Source organism: Acidobacteriota bacterium (assembly GCA_016196065.1).
GTDB lineage: Bacteria > Acidobacteriota > Terriglobia > Terriglobales > Acidobacteriaceae > Acidiflorens.
This window is the reverse complement of sequence record JACPYL010000010.1, coordinates 1,901,080-1,926,357: the sequence shown is the minus strand read 5'-3', so window position 1 is coordinate 1,926,357 and position 25,278 is coordinate 1,901,080. Positions and strand designations below refer to the sequence as shown.

Below are 25,278 nucleotides of genomic sequence, written 5' to 3'. Positions count from 1 at the left end.
AGACGCTATAAAGGCAAACGGAAGGGTGCTGGCGTGATCAGTAAACATCTGTTTGTGCTTCTCGCATGCTTGTTCGTCGTCATGATCGGCCTGGGCATTACGGTGCCAGTACTGCCGTTCTACGTCGAGCGTCTCGCACTGGCAGAAGGTGTATCGCGCCAGTCGGTGGTGATGCACGTCGGCTTTTTGACTGGCGTGTACGCGGTGGGGCAACTCATCTTCGCGCCCGTATGGGGGCGCTTGTCAGATCGAACGGGAAGGAGACCGCTCATCTTGATCGGCATTGCGGGCTACGTCATCGCGCAGGTCCTTTTCGGCCTGGCCACATCGCTCTGGCTGCTCTACGCGGCACGCATTCTCGGTGGCATCTTGTCTTCGGCGACGCTGCCGGTCTCGGGAGCTTACGTTGCCGACATGACGACGGATGAGGAGCGCGGTCGAGGGATGGCGTGGTTGGGCACGGCGGTGAGTCTCGGCTTCGTCGTCGGTCCGGCGCTCGGCGGAATATTGTCTCGCAGAAACCTGCATTTCACCGCGCGCTACGGGCACTTCATGATTGATAGTTTCTCGGTCCCGTTCTTCGCGGCGGCCTTCCTGGGCGTGCTCACGCTTTTTGCGGCGATGCGGTGGCTGCCGGAGTCGCTGCCCGCACATCGGCCGCGAGTCGGGGGCGAAGAGACGAAGACGGACTGGCGAGGCCTAGCACGAAGTCTCGGTGCGCTCCTCGGTCTGGCGCTCGCCGTACAATTCGGGCTTGCGATCTTTGAAGGGACATTCGCGCTTTATGCGCAGGCGAAATTCAACTACGGTCCCACTGAAGTGGGGGCCGTGTTCGTGGTATGTGGATTGGTGATGACCGTTTTTCAAATCGGGGCGGTCGGTTTGCTAGCAGGACGTATCCGCGAGATTTACCAGATCGGAGCGGGCTTCGGCTTGATGGGAACTAGTCTTACGCTTCTGGTAATGGTACGCGCAAGGTTCTTTGTCTTTGCCTTTGTTGGGCTGCTCGCTTTGGGAACGGCGTTTGTTTCTCCGAACCTCGCGGCTTTGATCTCGAAGCGCGGGGGAAACAGCCGGGTAGGTACTGCGCTCGGCCTTCAAAATGCGGCCAACAGTCTCGGTCAGGCCAGCGGCCCCATATTGGGAGGCGCGCTGTTCGCCTGGCAGATGAACGCTCCATACCTTCTGACGGCGGCATTGTTGGCTGTGGTCGCCTTAGCCATCGCTTGGAAGGCATGGGATGGCAGGAGGCCACCGAATTTGTCCAATCATGCCCGGACTAGCCATGCTTAAGGTTACGAGCGGAGTCGGCAGGTTCATTCGCTATTTCTTCTTTGCCGTTCTCAATAGTGAGTGGCTGGCGGAATGTGATTGAGATGTTCCTTTGGCTTGTAGCTATTCGACGAAACGCTGCTTCCCGCACCTTGTTTCGTCGACCACAAGCGGTGGCCGCCGAGGAATGCGTTCCCATTCGCGCCCAAACGTGTTTTCGGTGGTAGTGTTTTGATTTTCTTCACATTTCAGCCGCCGAGCACGACGCAGTCCGCGTCCAAGGCCGTCTGAAAGTCCTGCACGATGCGAGCAACGTAGTGGCGCCATTTCTTTTTCCCCATGCGTTCGAGGCCTCTCAATCCCAGGTAATCTTCGTAGGTTTTGCCGTTTCTATAAGGGAGATGCGCTAGCTCCATCGGTTCTACGATGCCGTCCACGATCATCTTGTGCCCGCATACTCCGCGGCCGTCGACAAGAAACCGGTCATCAGTAAGAAGGAATTGAAGGTACTGCTCAAGACGGCAAAAGAGCCAATGGAGCACCAGAAGATCGCTGCGGTACGGCGCACGCTGCCTGGGAAGGATTCACTTGCCCTCCATCTCCTTCGCACGGAGGCTATGAAACTTGGCCGATTCGGCAGCTTCTGCCGCCAAGGCTTCCGCAGCTTTGATGTACTTTTCACAGTGGAGCCGCTCAGCCTTGACGTGGGGGTTTTCACCCATCTTTGGGTTCTCGACCGCACCCTTTTTGTATTCGGCCAACATTGCCTTGTGAGCTTCGATATCGGCGTGATATTCCGCTGCCTTCTTCTGGTAATGCTCTGCCATTGCGGAGTGATCCATGGCAGTTTGCGGAACCTTCATTTGCATTTTGTCGCTGGACTGATCCTCGGCTGAGCTTTTGCTCTGTAAGACTACGGCCATGCCAATCACCAGCAAAAGGGCCATCGCGCCGGTCAAAATTTTGGTTCTCGGTTTGCTTTTCATGGGTGTATCGAGCATTTTCATGTCCTCATGTGCTTGTCGCAATCGCAACTCGCATTGAAATTGCCTGCGCGTCAGAGTACCCCGCTGAGGTTCGACACTCCAATTCAAAAAACGAATAGGAGCAATAACCAGTTTCTTAAGCGCGGTGGCTCCCGATTAGATGGGAGCCTGCAAAGTTCTGTGTGTTTCCGCCTCCGCCTAGCATTTTCCGTCCGTGAGGGAAAGTAAGGCTAAAACAGCCCGACGAAACGGTCGAGATTAAGACTGCTACAAGGTGGGGAATCGGGAAAGCCTTTAAACGAGTTTGCGCATCTCATAGTGTCTGAGGTAGAGTTTCGAGAAGTGACCTCGCGAACCGCAACGTCGAGCGTACTCTTGGTTGTTCTCCTTGGCGGGATTTTTACTCCGACTGGGCTCTGCGTACTCATGTGTCAACGCCACGCCCAAACGGAAATTCAGACCCACTGCAGTGAGCCCTCGGGTGCTATGCCGGGAATGGTTCACGATCACTCCGCCATGAATCGTCCAGCGCTTCAGGCCATGAGTCTGGTGATGATGTCGCCATCGTGTCAGCCGAATTGTGTCACCGCCGAACGTCTCAACACGTTGAGAGAGGTTCTCCCACAGGTGACGGCAATCGAGAGCGGCCCCATGGTCCTGGATGCTACGGTCGAGCTTCTGGCGCCCGGTGCCGCAGCGTGGAGTTCGGATAGTGGTCCCCCCGCTCCTCCGCCTGCATATTCTGCTTCCTTCAACATCCTTCGCATCTGAGTTTCTCCATCTCCTTCTAGCTACGGCATAGCCAAAGCAGCGACTTGTGTCGATTGCCTGGCTGCGCATCTCTCTTTGATCCAATGTCCATTGAGTTCATGAGGGCAATTGGGTCCGCCAACGCTTGAAAAGGAAGAGCCATGAAGAACAGACGTGATTTCCTGAGAAACACTTTTGGCCTGGGTGCCGGTCTGGCAGCTGCACCTCGCCTGTTTGCAGCCTCTACGCAGGCGAGCGGAAAAAGCATGGATATGGAGCACATGGACCACGCTAGGCAGGGCAGCGGCCGGATCGTTTCCGTGGAGACGCCGGATGTTCCCGAACTTCCGTGGCGCATGGCCGGGGGGGCGAAAGAGTTTCACTTGATTGCCGAGCCTGTGAAGCAGGAACTGATGCCCGGAAAGATCGCAAACCTGTGGGGCTATAACGGCAGCGCTCCGGGACCCACCATTCAGGTGAACCAGGGTGATCGGGTGAGGATCATCGTGGACAACCATCTTCCTGAGCCCACCTCGATGCATTGGCACGGATTTGAGATTCCAATCGACATGGACGGCGCGCCGGGAAGTAGCCAGGATCCAATGCCCCCCGGCGGCCGTTTTGTTTATGAGTTCACTCTGCATCAGGCGGGAACTTTCTTTTATCACTCCCACATGGCGATGCAAGAAATGATGGGGATGATCGGGACCTTCATCATGCATCCCAAGAAGATTTACGATCCCCCGGTCGACAAAGATTTCGCGATCATCTTGCAAGAGTTCGCAATCCTCCCCAACAATCCCATTCCAAATTCCATGAACATGGAATTTAACTGGCTGACGTTCAACGGCAAGGCTGGTCCGGCCACCACTCCGCTGATTGTCCGGCACAACGATCGCGTTCGCCTTCGCTTCATCAACCTGGGAATGGACCATCATCCGATTCACCTGCACGGGCACACTTTCGTGGTAACCGGTACCGAAGGGGGACGACAGCCCAAGACCACTTGGGGTCCGAAGAACACCGTTCTCGTGGGAGTGGCCGAAGCCGCCGATGTCGAATTCATCGCCAATAACCCGGGCGACTGGATGATCCACTGCCACCTGCCCCACCACATGATGAACCAGATGTCGTCGGTGGTAGGCCCGATGACCCGAGGTAGCAACGGCATGCCCGCGGGCTTGGGCATGGAAGAGGGTATGGGCATTTTGCGCGGGGGACATGCCACTTCCGAGGACAAAGGTCCAAGTCTGGGTCGTGGAATGGGTGTGGGTTCCACGCGCGATCAGACGTTGGGTAACGCACCTCTCAGCGCGCAAAAGGCGGAGCACTCCATGGACAACATGCCGGGAATGCAACACGAAGGGATGCAGATGGTAGCGCCGGAAGTGGCGAAAGACGCTAACTCGGTTCCCGGATTTCCGCAGGATGCCTTCATGGAGGGGCCGGCAATGGCGATGGACAAGATGGTGGAGAAACCGGAGAACTACGGGCTTCGGCCCGGCTGGAGCGGATTCATGCAAGGGATGATGACCTTTTTGCGAGTGCTGCCGCCTGACATGTACGACAAGGTGATGGCGTTGCGCGAGCAGCAGAAGGGCAAGCCCGAGTCCATGCCCGGCATGGAGCACCCGCACCACGGATAACAGGCATGGAGGAGGAGAACGCAATGAATAGATATTTTTCGCGGACGTCACGGTCCCTGGTTTTCGGGACTTTGCTGGCAGCGGTAACGTTCGGGTTCGGTCAAGACCAGTCGATGCCAAACATGCCGATGCCAAATGCAACGGTGGCGAGTCCGCCGCAGCAAAAGGGAGCCGACCAAACCGGACTCACCTTGGGCGAGTTGGAGCAAATGGCTCTGAGTAGCAATCCCACTCTGGCCCAGGCTGCGGCCGAGATTCGTGCCGCCGAAGGACGGAAACTGCAAAGCGGACTCTATCCCAATCCCACGGTTGGGTATCAGGGTGAACAAATCCGAGGCGGAAACCAAGGTGGAGGGGAACAGGGTTTCTTTGTAAGCCAAGACATCGTCCTCGGCGGGAAGCTCGGACTGAGTCGCCGCGTGTTCGAGCAGGAAAAGAAGCAAGCAGAAGTCGAGGGAGAAGAGCAACGGCTGCGGGTGATCAACAGCGTGCGTTTGTTTTATTCCCAGGCGCTGGCCGCTCAAGAGATGGTGGATCTACGTCGCAAGCTCAGCCAGTTGGCCGCAGACGCGGTGAATACTTCCCATCAGCTTGGCAACGTTGGACAGGCGGATCAACCCGACGTCCTGCAAGCCGAGGTCGAAGGGGAGCAAGCGGAACTGGCGGTGGTCGCGGCGGAGCAAAAGCAGCTACGGGTGTGGCGCTCCCTGGCGGCGACAGTCGGAAAGCCAGTGATGCCTCTGACACAGCTTGCCGGAAATCTCGAAGACTTACCCGAGGACAATCCCGACCAGTGGCTGCAGGCGATCTTGCAGGATAGTCCAGCTGTCAAGATCGCGGAGTTGGGCGTGCTCCGGGCAGAGGCATCGCTAGCTCGGGCGAAGCGTGAACCGATCCCTGATCTGCAACTTCGGGGCGGGCTTCAGCAAAACCGCGAACTGGACGCGACTACAAACCGGCCGATCGGTTTGCAGGGATTTGCGGAGGTCGGCGTGCAAATTCCCATTTTCAACCGTAACCAGGGCAATGTGCAGGCTTCCCGGGCCGACATCGAACGTGCCCAGCGCGAAGTGGAACGCGTCCAGTTGGTTCTGCGGGAACGTGCGGCAGCATTGGTTCAGAACTACCTGACATCACGCGCGATGGTGGAGAAATACCGAAATCGGATGATCCCGCGTGCTCAGAAAGCTTACGACCTCTACGTGAAGAGCTATGGCGGAATGGCAGCTGCCTATCCGCAGGTGCTGATCTCGCAGCGGACATTGTTCCAGCTTCAGACCGACTACATCTCGGCCCTGGAAACTCTTTGGGGGAATTCGATCGCACTGAAAGGCTTTCTCTTGACCGATGGTTTGGAGGCACCCAGCCGTCCGGGGGAAATGGATCAGCCGGTGCGCGAACTCAATGTGCCTTCGTCCACGAATTCCATGCAGCCGCAATAAATACGTGAGGAGGAGCAATGCGAAGAAATCGACTTGTGGGGCTGTTGGTGCTCGTCGCCGCGATGCTGGTAATTGCGGCAGCGATATCTGCGGTGCGCCGCGGTTTCAGCGCCCGTGACCAGCCTTCGGCGCTGGAGAGCTACGTTGCCCGCACCGCGCGGAAGCTGGCTGTTCCGTCGAAGGCCATGAGAGAGAAAAATCCGTTCCCGCCGTCCCCGGAGTTAGTGACCGAAGCGAGAGCACATTTCGCCGATCACTGTGCCATCTGCCACGCCAATAACGGGAGCGGGAATACCGAGATCGGACGGAATTTGTATCCGAAGGCTCCTGACATGCGGTTGCCGCAGACGCAGAACCTGACCGATGGAGAGCTCTACTACACCATTCACAACGGTATCCGGCTCACCGGAATGCCGGCCTGGGGCACGGAAGAGAAAGACGACGCCAGCTGGAAGCTGGTGCATTTCATACGGCATCTGCCTCAGCTCACGCCAGCGGAGGAACGTGAAATGGAAGCGCTCAATCCGAAGGGTCCAGGAGAGAAACAGGAGGAAATGCAAGAAGAGCAGTTTTTGAATCAAGGCCCGCCCCGCAACCAGGCACCCAAAGCATCAACGCACCAAAATCATTGAGGAGAAAACTATGAAACGCACAGTCGCAGTCGTTACCTTGTTGTTCGCATTTTCGCTAATGGCTCTTGCCCATGAAAAGGAAAAGCATGTAATGGGCACGGTCACCAGCATTTCCGATACCTCTATTACTGTTAAAACTACGGTCAAGACATCCGTAACGGTAGATGTGAGTGACAAAACCAAGTTTGAGAAGAGTGGTGCCGCGGCCGTCCTGAAAGACCTAAAAGTTGGTGACAAGGTTGTAATCCATGCAGATGTCTCGGGCGATAAGCTGGTCGCGAACGAAGTGCATTTTGGAGTCATGAAAGGGAAACAACCCATGGATGGGATGAAGGGCATGGAAGGCATGGACCATAAGTGAGGGTGTGCGCGTAAGTCAGCACCGGAATAGCGATCAAGATGTCCACCAAACGACGACGTAGATGTCCTTCCCCAAAAACACGTCGAGCGTCTCGGTGGAGAGGGCAGACGGGTTCCTGAGAGACCGGCTGCGCTCGACACGGGCTGCAGAGCGAGAAATCTAAGGATTCCTCGCTTTGCGCCCGTGTTCGAAAGGTTATTTGGGCAACAAATGAAAACATCGTCGAACTCATACATTCCTGCACTTGGATATCGCTGGCTGACGCGGTTCTACGATCCGGTTGTCCGGCTCACTACCCGTGAAGCTATGTTCAAGGACGCGTTGCTTCGGGAAGCGAACATTCAAGATGGATACCGAGTCCTCGACTTGGGCTGCGGAACCGGTACTCTCGCCGTCTTCGCAAAGTACGCTCATCGAGGTGCTGAAGTGTTCGGGTTAGATGGAGATCCGGAAGTCTTGAAACTTGCAAGAGCGAAACTGGAAACGGCCGGGATCGAGGTGCAATTCGATCAGGGGCTGGCATCGGCACTGCCGTATGCTGATGAATCGTTCGACCGAGTTCTCTCAAGCTTGTTTTTTCATCACTTGCCGTCCGAGATGAAGTTGGAAGCGATGCGAGAGGTTCTGCGCGTCCTGCGTGCGGGCGGAGAATTTCATATCGCTGACTGGGGAAAGGCAACAAGTCTAGCCATGAGGGTCGCGTTTGTCGGCGTTCAGCTCCTCGATGGCTTCGCTACGACGACCGACAACGTAAGGGGGCTGCTGCCGGATCTCCTCGGGCTCGCAGGATTCGAAGAGGTACAAACCACAAACTCATACGTAACAATTCTCGGAACGTTATCGCTGTACCGGGCACGCAAGCCATCTACTTAGGAGAGAGAAATGTGGAGACTCTTGAATCTGGTGCTGTTACCGGTCGCCCTTGCGACTACCGGTTTTGCTGCTGGTCCTGATGAGGCCGCTGTCAAGGGCGTGATTCAGCAATTCCAGCAAGCAATCGAGCGCCGCGATGTCGGCGCAATTGAAACACTGGTTTCGCCTGATGTTGTTGTCTTGGAGAACGGTCATCGCAACGATGGTTGGAAGGACTTCCGTGATAATCACTTGGTTCCGGAGTTCAAGGAGCCCGCAGCCCCTTCGACATGGGAGTTTGTGAAAGTCGTCGCGGGTTCCGAGATGGCATGGGGCTATACCAAGCAGACGATCGACGTGGCCGGGAAAGATGGCAAGAACGCCGGTTACTTGGTTTGGTCCGCCTACGTCCTACAGAAAACCGGACCTACGTGGAAGGTGGCTTTGCTGGACTGGAGCGTAAGGCGCCTCGGTTCGGCTGACTAGCGGCATCTCTAATCTGCCAAGTAACGTTGTGTCCTTTGAGCGCAGCATTGAAAGAGAAGCACCGGACAAGCCGTGTTCACTCAGCCCATTGACCGCCTAGCCCGGAGGGGCTGGCAAGGGGCTGTTCATTGTGACATTCCACATTATACGGATAATGGCAAAGTAGAAAAGCGAGTAGAAAATCAAGGGATCGGACTGATGATGACTATTGACAATACCTGAGATCGAATGGCCTCCGAGGCAAAAAGGCCTGCGCAGCGGAGGCTTTCTGCAATTGTTACTCCCGCACCAATTCCTTCTCGGTCTCACCCGTCATGGTGACGAACTGAATCGCGCCGTTGCTATCCTCGAATACAAGAGCCGTAAGTCCGTGGTTTACGACCGCGGCTACGAGATGTCCATACGATTTGGGTATGTCGCCGCGAGTGGGAGTAGCAGCGTAACGAGGTATTTCTCCTTCGTTCATGCCGGTGACACTCACGAACCGAATCGTACCCTCCTTAGTCTTCAAAAATCAGACCTGTGCCGATCGAGTCTGGAATAGCCGTTACCAGCCGGCCATACGATTTCGGGACGACGCCTGGTGCGGGTGCTCCCGCATATGCGACGGTCGTGTGATGACTTCCGGCAAAATATCCGGCTAGCAATAAGAGTGCTCTGCCAAGGAAAATCCGCATTCGTTCGCGCATGTGCCGTATAACCTTTCTTGATCTCGGGAAAGGATTATGGTTCTACAAGGATCTTGTGCATCATGCCGAGATCTTCATGCAGCAGGATGTGGCAGTGAAACAAAAATGTGCCTGCGATCGTCGGATCGCGGAAATCCATGCGCACTTTGACGCTATGAAAAGGTCCTGTGCCTTCCCAGAAGGGAATTTCGATGGTGTCGCGCATGTCCTGGTTGGCCACTGGTTTTCCATCGATTTCCAGCATCTGGAAATGAATCTGGTGCATGTGGAAGGCATGGGTTTCAAGAGCGCGGTTTTCAATGGTCCAATCTTCGACCGCTCCTACTTTGGTGGTGATCACTGGCTTTTCGTTGGCTTCGAAGACCTTCTGCTTTTGTCCTTCCACAGTGATGTAGAACTGGATGGGGCCGTTGGTGCCGGCGAATTCTTCTGAGAAAAACAACTTCCGTTCCGCGGTGGGCTTCTGTGCGGCCAAATCTGCAAACTTGAGCTTGGCCGGCGAACTGAACCCTAGCGCCTTGGGCATATGCGAGAAATTCGCGTTGTTGGTTATTTGGATCGCGCCGAGCGACTGCTGGAGGTCGGCATTTCCGGTCGGGCCGGTCGAATAGTCCTTTAAAAAGACATATGCAGTAGACCCCACTGGAGGCGCCTGCACGATAAACTCAGCCCGGCCAGCTGGTGGGAGGACAATGGTGTCCTGAGTTCTGATCTGAGCCAGCGGATAGCCGTCGAGGGCAACGACTTGCAGCGGTTGCGGCTGGTTGTCGACGATCACCTGCAATGGCATGAAGTCCTGGATAGTGGCGTTGGCAACCCGCCAAAACTGTTTTTCGCCGGGCTTCATCTGAATAACAGGCTTCGCCCCACTGATGACGGGGGCGACTTGATAGTTAATTGTTAGCTCATACGGGCCGGGGACCCACGGGACTAGGAACTGCTGGCGGATAACGAAAACCCGTTCTGTGAGGCCTGCAACCTCGGGGTGAACCTTTTCCATTCCTTCGACGATCAAAGCGCCCGCAGCACCGCCGTTCACCTGGAATTCCGTGAACCCGTGGACGTGCGGGTGGTACCAGTACAACCCCGGCGGCTGCGTGGCAGGAATCGGAATCTTGTATTGGAAACCCGCGCTGCCGGGCTGAATCAGGGTGTTGATGACGTCGTCCTGATGGCATTTCGGAGAGATATTCATGCCGTGGTAGTGAACGTTGGTGGCATCGATGGTCATATCGCCGCCGTCTCCGCAGTTGGCATCGGGCGATTCCGGTATCGGCATGGTCATCTTCGTTTTGTTCCGGCCCCTGGCATTAGTCTTGGCGTTGGTCTTGGGCTTGGTCTGCCCAAAATCGTTCTGAATGCGGTTGAGGATTTTGAGATCCAGCTCGTCTCCAGGACTAACACGCAGAGTCGGGGCTTCAAAGACCTGATCGCCGGCAGTGTAGTTGTAGCAGTAGTGCGTAAAACTGTTGCCATCCACGGAGTGCGCCAGTGTCATTTGCGCGGAAAGCACACCGTTCTGCGAGGAAAGAGCGAGTGGGTCGTCGACCACCGTACCGGAAATGGGACGATCGGGGCATTGCGCCGCGAGCCTTAGAAAAGAACATCCGCAAACCACAAAAGCAAACAGCCACCTCGACACCGAGCGCATATCCAGCTCCTTCACCTTCAGGAAGATCAGTATAAAAACCTTCGCCGGCTCTACGTTTCTAAAAGGACCGTGGCGGATAAGTACCGATCGACAGCAGCCCCGAAGCGTTCTTATCCTCGAAGGGAGACTGCGGCACTTCACGCCACGAACAGACCTTGCCCTTGACCTTGAGTTTCATCCGTGCGATACCCGAGGGAAACTCCGCTACATAGATTCCGCTGCCGTTTCCAGTGGAGCTCATCAGCGCTGCTCCCGCGAGATACGAGAAATTCGAAGAGTGGCCACGGATCGGGTCGGAAGTGCAACCCTTGGTTAGCACGCCCGTGGTCTTGTGAAAGAACAACGCCGTGACCGAATCGCCCTGCGTATTGACCACGTAGAGTATGCTTTCGTCCGGACTCAGCATGACGTTGCTAGAACTGATGCTCGTAGTCGAAGTGTAAACCCTGGTCTTGGTCAGCTTGCCGGAGGAAATGTCCGACACTTCCACCACCATGGAAGTGGAGGTGTCGCCAAAAATCGCGAAGCGGCCATCGCTCGTAATGTCGATTGAATTCGGAAAGGTCGCGCCCTTCGAGCGCACGGTCCCAGTGGAGAGCTGTTTGTCGCCGTGAGAGACCGGAGGACCGTTGGCAATGTCGAAGGATTCGATGGTGCCGTCGGTGTAGGTGGCGACCAACATATTTCCGTGAGCGGCAAGTCCATTGATGCCGCCGTCCTCGGCACCCACAACCGAGACGCTGCTGACAAACATCAGGCCGCATCCCGACAGAACTCTGAAGGTCCCGATGGTGTTGGAGTCGGTGAAATCGGCGTACAGATACTGAGCGTTCGCCGCCAGACCAATACCGTTGCCCGTGCCCGCATCAGTGTCGGATCCGCTGGCACTCCCGCCCACGGACAAGGTGTTGATATCGATTCCCACGACGTCACCGCTCCCCGCCTCGGAGGCAAAGACGCAAGCCTGACTTGGGCTGTTGAGGACGATGATCCGGTTCGCCCCAAAATAACCGCCGCCGATGCCAGTTCCGGGGGTGGCGACCTCTCCCTTGCGCGTCAGTCCGCCGTTCGGACCCACCGCAAAAAAACTGACGCCGGTAAAAGGAAACGAAGAGTCGTCATTGGCAACTACGTAGGGAGTTGCACCGGCGGCTGTCCCGCTCACAGCGACAAGGCTCACAATGAGCAATGCGGCGCACAGCAAGGATTCTGGTAGTTTCTGCATGCGATGTACCTTCGGAGGGGGGCTTGATCTCTAGTTTTGCAGTAGACCACAGGCAGGATACGGGTTCAAGCGCTTTGTCTAAACTTATCGCGCCAAGGAACTACTATGCAAGTAGTTAGCGAAAAGTGGAAAGCAGGTTCCAAACTGGAGGCGTTGTGCTTTAATCCTCCCATTCTCTGGACTAGGTGTTATCAGGCACGCGGCGCAAACTCCTTCGTCTCTGAACCCGACACCTCGATGCACGGGTGTCGATGATGGTATTTTGCAACCAAACTTGGAACCAAAGCGGCCTTGTGCTTCGTTCGCGCCGGTCTTCAGGTTACCGTGACGGCCCTCACAGAGAACTCAGGTACTAGGGAGCGCGGCAGCAAGGTTTGGTCTCTAAGACTTGTACAAGTTGAGTGGCCGGTCGTCTGGTAACAAATCCTTGATCGCAGTCCCACTGGGCGTTCGGGTCGCTAATTTCGGAGTTCAAGATGGATCACACGACACACCAACCCCATGAAGAAGTGACCGACCTACATGCCGGTCACAAGATGTCCCAAGCTGACGCGAGTCACGACCGTCACGCCGGACACTCTGTCGCTATGTTTCGTGACAAGTTTTGGTTAAGCTTTGCTCTCACTATCCCAGTGGTCTTCTGGTCGACCGATGTCCAACACTGGCTTGGGTACAGCGCACCTTCCTTTCCCGGCTCGAATTTAATCGCTCCAATCCTGGGGACGGTGGTGTTCGTTTACGGCGGCCTCGTTTTCATCCGTGGGGCCTGGAGCGAACTCGCGGACCACAAGCCCGGCATGATGACCCTTATCAGCCTGGCGATTACGGTTGCCTTTGGTACGTCGCTCGCCGCAACATTCGGCCTCTTCGAGATCGAAGTCTGGTGGGAACTCGCAACGCTCATTACGATCATGGTTCTCGGCCACTGGCTGGAAATGCGAGCCATTTCTCAAGCTCGTGGCGCGCTCAATGCACTTGCCGCGCTGCTCCCAGACACAGCCGAACGTGTCAGTGGTGCGGAGACTCAAACCATTCCGCTTTCTCAGTTACAAGTGGGAGACGTTGTCCTAGTCCGGCCCGGAACCCGCGTCCCGGCGGATGGCAGGGTCGTTGAGGGCGCCGCTGATGTTGACGAGTCGATGATTACCGGCGAGTCCCGGAGCGTTTCGAAGGGGCCAGATAGCACCGTCATTGCGGGAACGGTCGCCAGCGGCGGAAGCCTTCGAGTCCGCGTCACGGCAGTCGGGGAGAAAACCGCTCTGTCCGGCATCATGCGGCTCGTTGCCACCGCACAGGCTTCTGGGTCTCGCACGCAAGCCCTTGCCGATCGTGCCGCCGCAATCCTTTTCTACGTGGCAGTAGCGTCCGGTGCGATCACGCTCACCTACTGGTGGTTTTCGGGAGACAAAGAACACGCTCTGATCAGAACGGCAACCGTCCTCATCATTGCTTGCCCGCACGCCTTGGGGCTTGCGATTCCGCTCGTGATTGCAATCTCGACCTCGCTCGGGGCTCAGAACGGTCTCCTCGTCAAAGACAGACTCGCGCTCGAACGCGCGCGCAATTTGGACATGGTGATTTTCGATAAGACCGGAACGCTCACACGCGGATCCCCTGCCTTGTCCGGAGTCGTGGCTGCGCCGAGCAGCAATGAAAGTGATCTGCTTGCCCATGCCGCTGCTGTCGAAGCCAACTCCGAACACCCGCTCGCTAAGGCAATCGTGGCCGAGGCCAAGCGTCGAAGCCTGGCCACGTTAGAAGCTGCCGACTTCGAAGCGCTGCCGGGTCGAGGGGCACAGGCGCGCGTAAACGGCAAGAGCGTCACAATCGGTGGGCCGCGTCTATTGACCGAGCGCAAGGTAATCGTACCCTCAGAAGTTGAAAGGCTGGCGACGCAGTGGGCATCCGAGGGAAAGACAGTTCTCTATGTTGTCGCCGAAGGGAAACTGCTGGGTGCTTTCGCCGTCGAGGATGAGATTCGGCCCGAATCAAAGGAGGCGGTCACCGAGCTTCATGGGCTTGGTATCCGGGTTGCGATGATCACCGGAGACGCGAAGACAGTTGCCGATTCGGTTGCCCGCCGCATCGGCATAGACGAGGTTGCAGCCGAGGTTCTCCCTGCCGACAAGGCTGCGGCAGTAAAGCGCTTTCAGTCGGGGGGCAAGCGGGTCGCAATGGTTGGCGACGGCGTGAACGACGCGCCGGCGCTGGCGACCGCGGATGTCGGAATCGCGATTGGCGCTGGAACCGATGTGGCAATTGAGTCAGCCGGAATCGTCCTGGTGCGTAGCGATCCACGTGATGTTGTGGGGGCGATCAAACTGTCTCGGGCCACCTACCGAAAGATGATTCAAAATCTCGTTTGGGCGACCGCGTATAACCTCGTCGCGATCCCCGTCGCGGGAGGCCTTCTCGTCCGATGGGGACTTGATCTGCCCATGAGCGTTGGTGCAGTCGCAATGAGCCTCTCCACCATCATCGTGGCTGCGAATGCACAGTTGCTTCGCCGGCTAAAACTACAAAGCGCGGTCCCATAACGAAGACTGAAACGCTTTTCTCAATTACAACACTATGGAGGTAATGAGGAATCCGTCCGCACCCAAGGTAGGAAAGGATATCCGCCATGGCAGTCCGACATATTTACCTGAAAATCGAATCGATACCTGACTACTCTCCTGTTTGTCCCGATCCCACCTTTGCTCCTCCTATTCGCTATGGGCGCGACTGCATGCGCAACATGGGACATGACGATGGGACGATTCCGACGGCGGAGATCAATGCGCGAACTGTGTCGGTGCTGGTTTACCGCGAGTATCTTGATCCGGCATACCTGGTGCCAAAACCTGACAAGATTGTCCTGGCTGACATCAACGAGCCTCCGTATCACCGCCGTGTACCGGGCACGGTGATCTACACGCGGCCTGGGGACCGCCTCAAGATTCATGTGGTAAACGCCGACAGCGCCCCGCACAGCTTCCATCTGCATGGCTTGCAATACGGCATCGACTCGGACGGGTCGTGGCCGTTTGGTACGCAGTCCAGCGATGGCCGCCGGTCAGACGAGATCTGCCCCGGCCAGCACTGGACTTACACTTTTGACGTGACTGATAAGATGCTCGGCGCCTGGCCGTTCCACGACCATTTCCAGAATATCGGCGCGAATGTGAATCGGGGATTGCTCGGCGGTCTAATCGTGCTGCCGAAGGACGATTGCGACCCTCCCCCGCGGATGAAGCTTCCGCCCGAAGTGGAAGAACTGTTGCGCGATCTGCGCAAGCATCTGCCACCGGAGCCGGAGGACCACGTCGCCCGGATGCCCGCCGAGAACGCTGGCATGGCAATGAATATGCCGATGCCCATGCCCGGAGGTGGCGGCCACGAAGGTGGAGGCCACAACCCCTTACCCATGCGGCCGGTGGAGTTTGAGGGCAGGCAAATCGATTGGGAGGAGTACTTGCATCTTCCCGGGATACACCCGTGTCCTGATCCGAAAAAACCGTTGCATGTTCCGCTGTTCTTGCACGCCATGCAAGGAGCGAGCGGGGTTCCGGCGTTCGACAGCGGGCCTATCCCATTCAATGGCACCTTTGAAGCGACATTCGGCACCGAAGGGACATTCGACTATCACTGCAACATTCACACCCAGATGCAGGCGACGGTTACGGTCGCCATGGGAGAGCCTATGCTGGCCACAGTGAATATTGACGACTCGAACCCGCTGGACATGAAGTTTGTTCCCAACAACGCCAAGGTTGGTCCTGGTGGAAAGGTTCAGTGGAACAACGGCAACAATAATGTCCATACGGTTACCGAAGATGGTGGGGGACTGCCGTCATTCTGTCTGAATGGCCGGTCCTTTGTTGGGAATACCCCGACCGTCCTGGCAGAGGCGGGGCAGAAGATTCGTTGGTACGTTTTCAATTTGGACTTGGGCATGATGTGGCATAACTTCCATACGCATGGGCAGCGCTGGCATTTTGCCGGCGAAGCCTATGATGGACGCAGTCTTGGTCCGGCCGAATCCTTCGTGGTTGAGACCACCGCCCCGCCGGTGTTGCTGTTACCCGCGGACATCGCCAAGGCTCAAGATCCGGAACACCGGCCCAAACACGCGAAGAAATATCACGTGCGCGGAGACTTTCTCGTGCACTGCCACGTGGAGATGCACATGATGGCCGGTCTCGCCGGCTTGGTGCGATCGCGGCAGACACTGTGGCTCACTCCCGAACAGGCAAAGCGCCTGTCTCATGAAACCGGCCTTCCATTGGATCATGGGGATAACAACTGTCCTGCGATCGACCCCAATCACTGCGAGAGCCTGGACTGCGGCAAGTGGGAAGAGGTCGCTGGAAGCCCTTCTGTGACTTTCATGCACGCTTGTCTGCTTCCAAAAACGGAAAAGGTTTTGTACTGGGGCTACGGGGACGCGCGCGACGACATCAGCCGGATTTGGGACTACTCAACTCCCGCAGGCGCCTTCTCCGCTCCGGCCAACCAGCCTTTCAACGTAACATCTCCACCAAACGATCGCGGATTGGCGAACCTGTGGTCAGCCGAGCATGCGTTCCTGGATACTCCGCAAGGGACACTGCTCATTCATGGCGGCTTCACACCGCGCGAGTCGTACTTGTTCGATCCTCCTTCTTTAATGTGGTCGAGAGTTGCGCCCACGGCGGAACAGCGCTTCTACTCAACCAGTCTGACGCTGGCCAACGGCAAAGTGCTCACCATCCTAGGCGGCACACCGACACAAATTGTCGCGAGATCGATTGAGATCTACGAGCCTGGCACCGGCACATGGGATCCGGCGATTGCATTGCCTCCCACGTTTGACTACCTGTACTATCCCTGGACCTATGTGATGCCCAATGGTGAATTGTTCATCGCTGGGCCACGCGGAATCACTCGGCGCTTTGATCCGCTGGCGCCGGTGGATGATTCTGCCAAGACATGGCCGACCATCGCCGGCAACCGCAGCAGCAGCGGCGAAAAGGGAACGTCGGTGCTCTTGCCATTGCTGCCGCCGGACTACAAACCTCGCGTGCTGATTGCTGGCGGAGATATTTTGCCGAACGCACCGCAGTCCTCAGAAATGATCGATCTCTCCGATGCCGTACCTGCCTGGAAGGCGCTGCCCAATCTGAATCAGCCTCGCGCCCACCAGGTGAACACGGTCCTGATGCCGGATTCACGGGTGTTTCTAGCTGGCGGCATTCCCAACACCGGCGGGCCGGCGGAGATCCTCGACACCAAGAATCTGGCTGCGGGATGGGTGCCCTGCGCGGTGATGAAATACTCGCGCGGTTACCACTCCACCGCGATCCTCCTCGCCGATGGCAGCATTCTGATGGGCGGCGATCAGGACATCAATGGTGGATGGAAGTCGGGCGAGACCACACCACACGAACGCTACTTCCCCTGGTATTACTTCCGGGCGCGGCCGGTTATCACAAACTCGCCCGCCAGTGTGACTCACGGTGCCGTCTTCACGGTGAACACGCCCAGCGCTACTTCCATCGCTGAAGTCCTGCTCATCCGCCCAGGCGCTGTGACGCACGGCTTTAACCAGTCGCAGCGCGTGATCGGCTGTGAAATCACCGGACGCGGAGCGACCTCAGTTCAAGTCAAGGCGCCGCCCAACGGAAACATTGCGGCTCCGGGGCATTACCTGCTGTTCGTCGTGGACACGGCACGGGTGCCGAGTGTCGCTGCATGGATACGCGTAACGCCGTAACAGCTTTTGATGATGTGTGCCCGCAGCCTTACCATGGCAGCAAGCGCGACCCGAGCAGGGCGCCGACAAAGGCGCAGAGCGCGACCATGGCACCGTACCATACTGCGATGAACGGAATCGAATCGTCTGGTCAGTGAAAAGTGCAAGCAGTAGCGCCCAGCGCCCCGACCGACAAGCCCCACAATTGCTCCCGTGCGCCTCAAGTCAGTGGGCGCTCCCCCGCGCGATGAAGATGAAGTGACATGGTGTCGATGGAACAGGAGGGATACGGGGCCGCCCTTTCTGTGTCCCGGCGCCAGATACTGGTGCGGGTCACAGACTCGTAGGTTTGTGCGACGGTAAATGCCTGCGCTTCGGGGGGCCACGTGTCGAACGGGCAGGCATCCACCCGCAAGTGATTGTGGTTATAGGACACCTGCCAGTGCACATAGCAAAGGGCTGTTCTTTACAAATATTTACCATCAGTAACGGTTTTCAAACGTCTATAGATTTGAGCGAGAGCGCTCGTGGGGTATTATTCGAACATGCGGTTTTCGATGCACAGACCGGCTTGGCAGACGTGGATGGCTAGCCTTTTGTTACTTTGGACGCTAGCGGATCTCAGCGTGCCGGGTCTTTGCCAGAGCGACAATGACGGATCGCCGGTTTCGCCGGTCGCTTCTCAATCGGCAAACAGCTCTCAGGTTGGACAGGTGGTACCTTCGGAAGCTCAATTCCGGATGGCGGCGAATGCGGGACAGCCGACCGCCCCGAGTGCGCAGGAAGATTGTTTCTGCTGCTGTGCCCACATCGTCCCTTCCTCCCATTTCCACGTTGCTACGTTTCAACGCGCTGAGGAAGCGCTGACGTTCTATCATTTCAATCAAGTTACTGCCGCCGCACCGCCACTGTACCACCCCCCTCGTAGTTAATCCTTTTCTCCGTGAATTCCTGAGGACTAGGTGCCCAGGAACTCCCATTCCAATGGCCGCCCTTCGTCTGATTTGGGGTGCTTATGTCTGTTGCTGTCAATGTGCACGACCTGCACGAGGCTGAGGCGTTTTACAAACGCTGGGGACCTGATGTCTTTGTTTTTTGTCGTCTCTTTCTCGGCGACGAACAACAGGCTGAGGCAGTGTCTTCAAAGGCCTTCGTGGAGTTCTACCGTCACTCGGGCAAGTTGTCCGTTACCGGCGAAGTTCCAAGTCGGCTGATGGCCCTTGTGTTTCAAGCGATGCAGCCCTGTCGAGAAGGACCGCGACTAGATAAGGACAGCGACACATTGGAGAACTGCATTTTGCGCCTGAACTGCCGGCAGCGGGCGGTGTTCATCATGAGGAACGTGATGGCCATGTCCTGGCCCGGCGTTGCGGCGGCTACAAGTCTGTCAGTGGAAGACGCCCGCCAGACATGGTTGAAAGGGATGCTAACGGTGCGAGAGCTGTTGCCGCGCGATTTCTTCGAGCACTAATTACGCGATGACGATGGCTGGAGCGGTTGGTTGTTTGTTCTAAGCGTGTCGTGAGGAATCTATGTCCGCCGCCACTACTCATGAAGTCGAGGAATTTTGCGCCAAGTGGAAGAAGGATGTGGTCGCCTTCTGCCGCATGTTCCTCGGAGCTGGAGCAGCGGCGGAAGACGCAGCCTCTGATGCCTTTACCGCTTTCTATCGAGAGCGTGAACTTCCAATGACTCAGGAGATCCCGCCGCGTCTCCTCAGCCTGGCTTTGCGAGCGACGGAGAAATATCGAAATGGGTCTTCGCAGTCTTTGCAAAGTGCTTCACGACTGGAGCGCGCGATTCAACAGTTACCTCGGCTAGAGCGTGCAGTTGTGACCATGAGAAACCTCCTGCGTATGGAGTGGGGAGCGCTGGCCGTGGCCTCTGACTTATCGCGGGCGGAAGCTCACAAAGTGTGGATGCGCGGAATCTTTCACCTCAACGATCTGCTGCAAAAAGACCGTCCCAAGGAGCGTCATTAATGCGTTTCAATTCGATCCCTTGTTACTTGCTGTTCTGCTTTGCTTTCTGTCCAGCATTCCTTCACGCGCAAGAAACGACGCCGTCCACTGCACCTCCGACTCGATTAAGCCTCGACATGGCAACCGAAATCATGATGGCTAAAAACCCGACCTTGCTACGTGAGCGCCAGAACATTGCGGTAGCGCGAGGCGGCTTGGTCGGAGCGCAGAAACGCCCCAATCCAGAGTTCCAGCTTTCATCCGAAAGTTATCCGCTGTTCGACAGTCATCCCGGTCCGTTGATTAACAACTCAGAAACCATCCTTGCCTTCAGCCAAACGATCGAAACCGCTGGGAAACGGGGCAAGCGGACCGCAGTGGCCATGCAGGACGTGCAAGTTTCGCAATCCTCGCTGGAAGACGTAATTCGGCAACTCAAACTGGAACTGAAGAGCCGCTATTTCGCCGTAAGCCTAGCGAAAGCACAGTACGATCTGGCCCAGGGAATCGTGTCGGAGTATGACAAGGTCGTAAAGGTGAATGAGGCCCGCTACAAACAGGGAGAGGTTTCGGGTTTTGAGTTCAGCCGATTGCAGACGGAGAGACTGCGGTTCTTCAATGATGTTGTAGAAGCGGAACTTCAGCTGAAGAACTCAAAGGTCGCTTTACTGGAACTTCTCGGCGCAGATCCGGGGATAACAGATTTTGATGTTACTGACACTCTGAACTCTGCGTCCCCCTCGATAGCGCTCCCTGATTTACAGCAACAAGCGCTTCAAGCGCGGGCGGACTTGATTGCGCAACGTCAGCGCGTGGAAAGGGGTTCACAGGAGATTAGACTGCAGAAGTCCGAGGCCGTTCCGAACATCACTCCTTCGTTCGGGTACAAGCGGACCTTTAACCAGAACACAGTCGCCTTCGGCGTCAACATCCCCATCCCGCTCTTCAATCGAAACCAAGGAGGGGTTGCCCAAGCCAACGCTCAACTTGAGCAGCAACGGTATGAACAGACCCGTGTGGAATTGGAAGTCCGTCGGGATGTCCAACAGGCATTCAACTCTGTCCAGGCGCAGAACCAACGAGTGGAAGCTTTGCAAAAGACGTATGTTCCCAGCGCTCGGAGGGCCCGCGATATCGCCGAGTCTTCCTACCGGCTGGGCGCCCTGGAACTGATCGGCTTTTTGGATGTTCAACGTGCCTACCGCGAAGCACTGCGGACCTACAACCAGGCTTTGTTTGACCAAAGAGCAGCGGTAGCTCTGCTCGAAGCCGCCATTGGAAAGGACCTTCCTAAGTGAAGAAACGCTACTTCATCGCCGCCTTATCGCTCATGGGGCTCATTCTCGCCGGAGTATTCCTCTTTCGTGACAAGCCCGCCACGTTGGCCAAGGACCCAAAACCCGAAGATCCGAATGTGGTCGAACTTAACGTGGAGGCCCAGAGAAACGCGAATCTCGGCCTGGCGTCAGTTCGGGAGCAGAAGATTCAAGAAATGATTAAGGCAACGGGGGTGGTTTCTCCAGACGAAACGCGCGTTGCCCACATCTATCCGCTGGCCCAAGGAATTGCGGAGAAGCCGTATGTCAGACTTGGCGACCACGTTCAGGCGGGCCAGCCTCTGTTGCTCTACGACAACATCGAACTCGGCGAAACCGTGGGAGAACACCTTAGCATGCACGGTGAAGTCGCCAGGGAAAAGGCCCAACTGGAGGTTGCCCGCAAGTCGGTGGAGCGCGCGAATACGTTGATAGGAGTGGAGGCGATTTCTCCGCGAGATTTTGAACTGCGCAAGGCCGAGGAATTACAGGCGGAAGCTGCGGTTCAGAGCAAAGAAGCGGAACTTGCCAGGTCGGAAGAAAAACTCCACCGGTTTGGATTGACCGAGGAGCAAGTTCAGCGACTGAGGATTTCCGGTGAGGGTCATCGCACGGCTTCCCACAACACTCTCCGGGCTCCCTTTGCCGGAATCATTATCAAGTATGACGTTTCCCAGGGCGAGTCCGTGGCTCGCGACAAGGAATTGTTCACCTTGGTGGACACGTCATCTGTGTGGGTGCTTGGGGATATTTACGAAAAGGACCTGGGCAGGGTTCCGGGGCAGGGCGATTGTCTGGTGACGGTTTCATCCTATCCCAATGAGCGGTTTCGGGGGCGGATCACTTACTTAAGCGATTTTCTTGACCCGAGCTCACGTACAGCGAAGCTTCGCTGCGTCGTTCCAAACAAGGACGGCCGGTTGAAGCTCGAAATGTTTGCCGACGTTTTCATTCCAACTACGTCGACTACCGCAGCCGCGGTTGTTCCCGGTGCTGCCCTTCAGGACATCGAGGGGAAGCCTGTGGTTTTTGTGCAGCGGGACGCTACGCATTTCGAAAAGCGCGAGGTCACGCTTGGAGAACGCGGAGAATTGGAAACACAAATTCTTACTGGAGTTCGTCCCGGAGAGAAAGTCGTGACCGTGGGGAGTTTCTATTTGAAGTCCGCCTCGATGCGCGAAGAAATCGGGGGGGAGGACTAGAGATCAATGAACGGCCTAGTCGAATTCTCGCTCAAGAATCGGTTCTTGATTTTGGTAGTCACGCTGGTGGTCATCGGTGTCGGCATTTGGGCGATGCAGGCCCTACCGATTGATGCGGTTCCCGATATCACCCCCAACCAGGTGCAGATTTTGACCACAGCCCCCGGCTTGGGGCCAGTGGAGGTCGAGAAACTCATCACGTTTCCTGTCGAAACATCCATGAGTGGACTGCCGGGAATCAAGGAGATCCGTTCCATTTCCCGCTTTGGTCTTTCTGCCGTCACCGTCTTCTTCGATGAAGGTTTGGATATTTATTTCTGCCGGAGCTTGGTCTTGGAGCGCCTTTCTCAAGCCAAAGAAATGATCCCGCCGGGATTTAGCTCGCCTGAAATGGGCCCGATCAGTACGGGTCTTGGGGAAATTTATCAGTTCGAGGTGCGTGGAGAAGGTTACTCGTTGATGGATCTCCGCAGCATTCTTGAATGGAACATCTCTCCGCAATTACGCGGAGTCAAGGGTGTTGTGGAGGTGAATGCCTACGGAGGCGAACTCAAGACGTACGAGGTTCAACTCGATGCTGATCGGCTCACCAGCTACAACATCCCCCTGGCGGCGGTGTTCGAGGCACTGGAGAAGAACAACGCGAATTCCGGTGGCGGCTACATTGAGCACAACCAGGAGCAGTTTGTAATTCGCGCTGAGGGCCTCATCGGAAGTCTGGAAGATGTCGGCAACGTCGTGGTCGGTGCGAGCAAGAGCGGCACGCCGATCTACATCAAGAATCTCGGGCTGGTACGTTTCGCTCCGATGATTCGCCAAGGAGCCGCAACGCGCGACGGACGTGGTGAGGTGGTGACCGGCGTTGTGATGATGCTCATCGGGGAAAACTCCCGCGTTGTCGCCGAAAGCGCCACAGCAAGACTCAAGGAAATTGAAAAGACGCTTCCCCCGGGCGTCAAGATTGAAGCCTTTTACGATCGCACCGCGCTGGTGCGCAAGACGATTGGCACCGTCGAGCGAAATCTCATCGAGGGCGCCATCCTTGTCGTGGCTGTCCTGCTCTTGCTGCTGGGTAATTTTCGCGCTTCCTTGATTGTTGCCTCGGCGATTCCTCTCTCGATGCTGGTGGCATTCACCGGGATGGTTCAGGGAGGCATTAGTGGAAATTTGATGAGCTTGGGAGCAATTGACTTCGGGCTAATTGTCGATGGCTCCGTGGTGATGGTGGAAAACATCGTCCGCCTTTTGGCGGAGCGGCGCGATCAGAATTCGAGTAACCCCACGGCAACGATCCTTGAGGCCTCACGGGAGGTCGCTCGTCCGGTCTTCTTTGCCGTTCTGATCATCACGGTCGTTTACGTGCCTATCCTTACGTTGCAGGGCGTGGAAGGCAAGATGTTCCGGCCCATGGCGTGGACCGTGATCTTTGCCCTCGTTGCCTCACTGGTGTTTGCGTTGACGCTGGTTCCGGTTCTCGCCTCGTTTTTCCTTGGAAAGAAAGTTTCTCATGAAGAGCCCCGGATCATTCGGTTCATGAAAGGCCGTTATCTGCCCTGGCTGCGAAAGACAATGGCGAAGCCGTTGTTGACGGGCGGGGTTGCCGCAGGCCTTTTCGTGATTGGTTCGGGCGTCGCGATGTTCTTGGGGGCCGAGTTCATTCCCCGGCTGGATGAGGGATCTTTGGCTCTGCAAGCTTGGAGGCTTCCGAGCGTTTCCCTCTCGGAGTCCGTCCAGAGCACTACCTTGATTGAAAAGATATTAAAACGCTTTCCGGAGGTATCTACGGTTGTTTCCAGGACTGGCAGGGCTGAAATCGCCACTGATCCGATGGGGGTCGAGACTAGCGACATTTACGTCATTCTGAAGCCGCGTGAGCAATGGAAGACGGCTCAGACCCGCGAGGGTCTCATTGCGGCAATGGACGACGCGCTGAGGAAAGAGGTGCCGGGAAACATATTCAGCTACTCTCAGCCGATTGAACTGAGAATGCAGGAACTCATCGCGGGTGTGCGTTCAGACGTTGCGATCACCCTGTACGGTGACGATTTGGACGCGCTACGGACGAAAGCAGACGAAATCGTTCGTGTCGTGTCTGGAGTCAAGGGTGCCGCTGATGTTAAGGCTGAACAAACTGGAGGTCTCCCGTATTTGCGTGTTGAGATACGGCGCGATCAGATCGCACGCTATGGAATCAACGCTCGCGATGTGTTGAACGCCGTTGAGGCGATCGGCGGCAAGGAAGTAGGGGAAGTGCTTGAAGGACAAAAGCGATTTGCTCTCCAGGTCCGGTTCGAAGCCGACGACCGTAGCGACATGGGAAAGATTCAAAACATCAAGGTTGCAGATCCGCAAGGTCGGTTGATCCCGCTCAGCCAACTGGCTTACATCCACACCGAACCAGGGCCCGCACAAATCAGCCGTAGCAACATCCACCGTCGAATCAGCGTCGAGGCCAATGTCCGAGGCCGAGATCTGGCTGGTTTTATCACCGAGGCGCAACAGGCGGTCGCGAGCAAAGTAAAACTTCCAACCGCGTACTGGATCGAGTGGGGCGGGCAATTCGAGAACCTCCAGCGCGCCACCAAGCGTTTGGCCATCGTGGTTCCACTGGCCATGTTCTTGATTTTCGTTTTGCTCTACACAACCTTCAATGCGGTAAAGCCGGCATTGCTGATCTTTCTTAACGTGCCACTGGCGGCAAGTGGCGGAGTTTTTGCTCTTGCCCTTCGCGGTATGCCCTTCAGTATTTCAGCCGGCGTGGGGTTTATTGCAGTTTCTGGCGTAGCCGTCATGAATGGTGTTGTTCTCTTGAACCACATCGTTGAGTTGCGTCGGCAAGGGTTGGGGGTGAACGAAGCGACGGAGCGTGGCGCGTTGGAAAAAATGCGAACCATGATCATGGCGCCTCTAGTCGCCGGCCTGGGCTTCTTGCCTATGGCCATTTCCACTGGGGCGGGAGCTGAAGTCCAACAACCGCTCGCAACGGTGGTGATCGGTGGACTCGTCACTTCCACTACTTTGACGTTGTTTGTCTTGCCGTCCCTGTATCGGTGGTTTGAAGCGCGTGGTGCAGAGGTCGAGATTTAGTGAGGTC

At 56.5% G+C, this 25,278-nt stretch carries 21 protein-coding genes and 1 pseudogene; 15 read left to right on the top strand and 7 right to left on the bottom strand.

Annotated elements, in window-relative coordinates:
- The first annotated feature begins 81 nt into the window (after positions 1-81).
- Positions 82-1,293: an MFS transporter gene (locus HY010_11520; GenBank protein MBI3476353.1), complete on the top strand. Its 1,212-nt coding sequence runs from the start codon at positions 82-84 to the stop codon at positions 1,291-1,293.
- 227 nt (positions 1,294-1,520) lie between these two features.
- Here the strand turns inward: HY010_11520 and HY010_11515 are convergent, their stop codons facing one another.
- Complete coding sequence (locus HY010_11515) at positions 1,521-1,715, bottom strand: hypothetical protein (GenBank protein ID MBI3476352.1); 195 nt, start codon at positions 1,713-1,715, stop codon at positions 1,521-1,523.
- Between the two features lie 141 nt (positions 1,716-1,856).
- The gene (locus HY010_11510) at positions 1,857-2,279 is read right to left on the bottom strand and encodes a hypothetical protein (GenBank protein MBI3476351.1); all 423 of its coding nucleotides are present in this window, start codon (positions 2,277-2,279) and stop codon (positions 1,857-1,859) included.
- A 495-nt stretch (positions 2,280-2,774) separates the two neighbouring features.
- On the opposite strand from HY010_11510, the gene HY010_11505 reads away from it, so the two are divergent.
- The 7 genes from HY010_11505 (at position 2,775) to HY010_11475 (ending at position 8,427) form a co-directional block, all read left to right on the top strand.
- Positions 2,775-3,029, top strand: a complete 255-nt coding sequence (locus HY010_11505) for a hypothetical protein (GenBank protein ID MBI3476350.1) — start codon at positions 2,775-2,777, stop codon at positions 3,027-3,029.
- A 140-nt stretch (positions 3,030-3,169) separates the two neighbouring features.
- A complete protein-coding gene (locus HY010_11500; protein ID MBI3476349.1) occupies positions 3,170-4,654 on the top strand; it encodes a copper oxidase in 1,485 nt (494 codons plus the stop codon).
- 23 nt (positions 4,655-4,677) lie between these two features.
- A complete protein-coding gene (locus HY010_11495) occupies positions 4,678-6,096 on the top strand; it encodes a TolC family protein (protein MBI3476348.1) in 1,419 nt (472 codons plus the stop codon).
- A 17-nt stretch (positions 6,097-6,113) separates the two neighbouring features.
- Complete coding sequence (locus HY010_11490) at positions 6,114-6,728, top strand: c-type cytochrome (GenBank protein ID MBI3476347.1); 615 nt, start codon at positions 6,114-6,116, stop codon at positions 6,726-6,728.
- A 10-nt stretch (positions 6,729-6,738) separates the two neighbouring features.
- On the top strand, positions 6,739-7,089 hold the full coding sequence (locus HY010_11485; GenBank protein ID MBI3476346.1) for a hypothetical protein: 351 nt from the start codon (positions 6,739-6,741) through the stop codon (positions 7,087-7,089).
- A 210-nt stretch (positions 7,090-7,299) separates the two neighbouring features.
- On the top strand, positions 7,300-7,962 hold the full coding sequence (locus HY010_11480) for a class I SAM-dependent methyltransferase (GenBank protein MBI3476345.1): 663 nt from the start codon (positions 7,300-7,302) through the stop codon (positions 7,960-7,962).
- 9 nt (positions 7,963-7,971) lie between these two features.
- Positions 7,972-8,427: a nuclear transport factor 2 family protein gene (locus HY010_11475; GenBank protein MBI3476344.1), complete on the top strand. Its 456-nt coding sequence runs from the start codon at positions 7,972-7,974 to the stop codon at positions 8,425-8,427.
- Between the two features lie 277 nt (positions 8,428-8,704).
- On the opposite strand, the gene HY010_11470 is transcribed toward HY010_11475, so the two are convergent.
- From HY010_11470 to HY010_11455, 4 genes are read right to left on the bottom strand one after another with little or no spacing between them, the layout of a single operon-like run.
- Positions 8,705-8,908 (bottom strand): hypothetical protein, encoded by a 204-nt coding sequence (locus HY010_11470; GenBank protein MBI3476343.1) that lies wholly within the window; start codon positions 8,906-8,908, stop codon positions 8,705-8,707.
- Between the two features lie 19 nt (positions 8,909-8,927).
- Positions 8,928-9,116, bottom strand: coding sequence for a hypothetical protein (locus HY010_11465; GenBank protein ID MBI3476342.1), 189 nt, complete (start codon positions 9,114-9,116; stop codon positions 8,928-8,930).
- Between the two features lie 34 nt (positions 9,117-9,150).
- Positions 9,151-10,767, bottom strand: a complete 1,617-nt coding sequence (locus tag HY010_11460; protein MBI3476341.1) for a multicopper oxidase domain-containing protein — start codon at positions 10,765-10,767, stop codon at positions 9,151-9,153.
- Between the two features lie 58 nt (positions 10,768-10,825).
- Entirely contained in the window at positions 10,826-11,992 is a 1,167-nt protein-coding gene (locus tag HY010_11455; protein ID MBI3476340.1) for a beta-propeller fold lactonase family protein, read from the bottom strand.
- Between the two features lie 476 nt (positions 11,993-12,468).
- Between HY010_11455 and HY010_11450 the strand changes: the two genes are divergently transcribed.
- Both HY010_11450 and HY010_11445 read left to right on the top strand, forming a co-directional pair.
- Positions 12,469-14,529 carry a heavy metal translocating P-type ATPase gene (locus HY010_11450; protein MBI3476339.1) on the top strand — a complete coding sequence of 687 codons (2,061 nt, stop codon included), beginning with the start codon at positions 12,469-12,471 and terminating at the stop codon, positions 14,527-14,529.
- Between the two features lie 86 nt (positions 14,530-14,615).
- Positions 14,616-17,726, top strand: coding sequence for a DUF1929 domain-containing protein (locus HY010_11445; GenBank protein MBI3476338.1), 3,111 nt, complete (start codon positions 14,616-14,618; stop codon positions 17,724-17,726).
- Between the two features lie 28 nt (positions 17,727-17,754).
- Here the strand turns inward: HY010_11445 and HY010_11440 are convergent.
- Positions 17,755-18,106 (bottom strand): annotated as a pseudogene (locus HY010_11440) (DUF1109 domain-containing protein).
- A gap of 614 nt (positions 18,107-18,720) precedes the next feature.
- Between HY010_11440 and HY010_11435 the strand changes: the two are divergent.
- The 5 genes from HY010_11435 (at position 18,721) to HY010_11415 (ending at position 25,271) form a co-directional block, all read left to right on the top strand.
- Entirely contained in the window at positions 18,721-19,176 is a 456-nt protein-coding gene (locus tag HY010_11435) for a hypothetical protein (protein ID MBI3476337.1), read from the top strand.
- A 61-nt stretch (positions 19,177-19,237) separates the two neighbouring features.
- Positions 19,238-19,687, top strand: a complete 450-nt coding sequence (locus HY010_11430) for a hypothetical protein (protein ID MBI3476336.1) — start codon at positions 19,238-19,240, stop codon at positions 19,685-19,687.
- Positions 19,688-19,803: 116 nt separating this feature from the next.
- A complete protein-coding gene (locus HY010_11425; GenBank protein MBI3476335.1) occupies positions 19,804-20,964 on the top strand; it encodes a TolC family protein in 1,161 nt (386 codons plus the stop codon).
- Entirely contained in the window at positions 20,961-22,184 is a 1,224-nt protein-coding gene (locus HY010_11420; protein ID MBI3476334.1) for an efflux RND transporter periplasmic adaptor subunit, read from the top strand. Before HY010_11425 ends, HY010_11420 begins: the two co-directional genes overlap by 4 nt.
- A gap of 6 nt (positions 22,185-22,190) precedes the next feature.
- Entirely contained in the window at positions 22,191-25,271 is a 3,081-nt protein-coding gene (locus HY010_11415) for an efflux RND transporter permease subunit (protein ID MBI3476333.1), read from the top strand.
- Positions 25,272-25,278 lie beyond the last annotated feature (7 nt).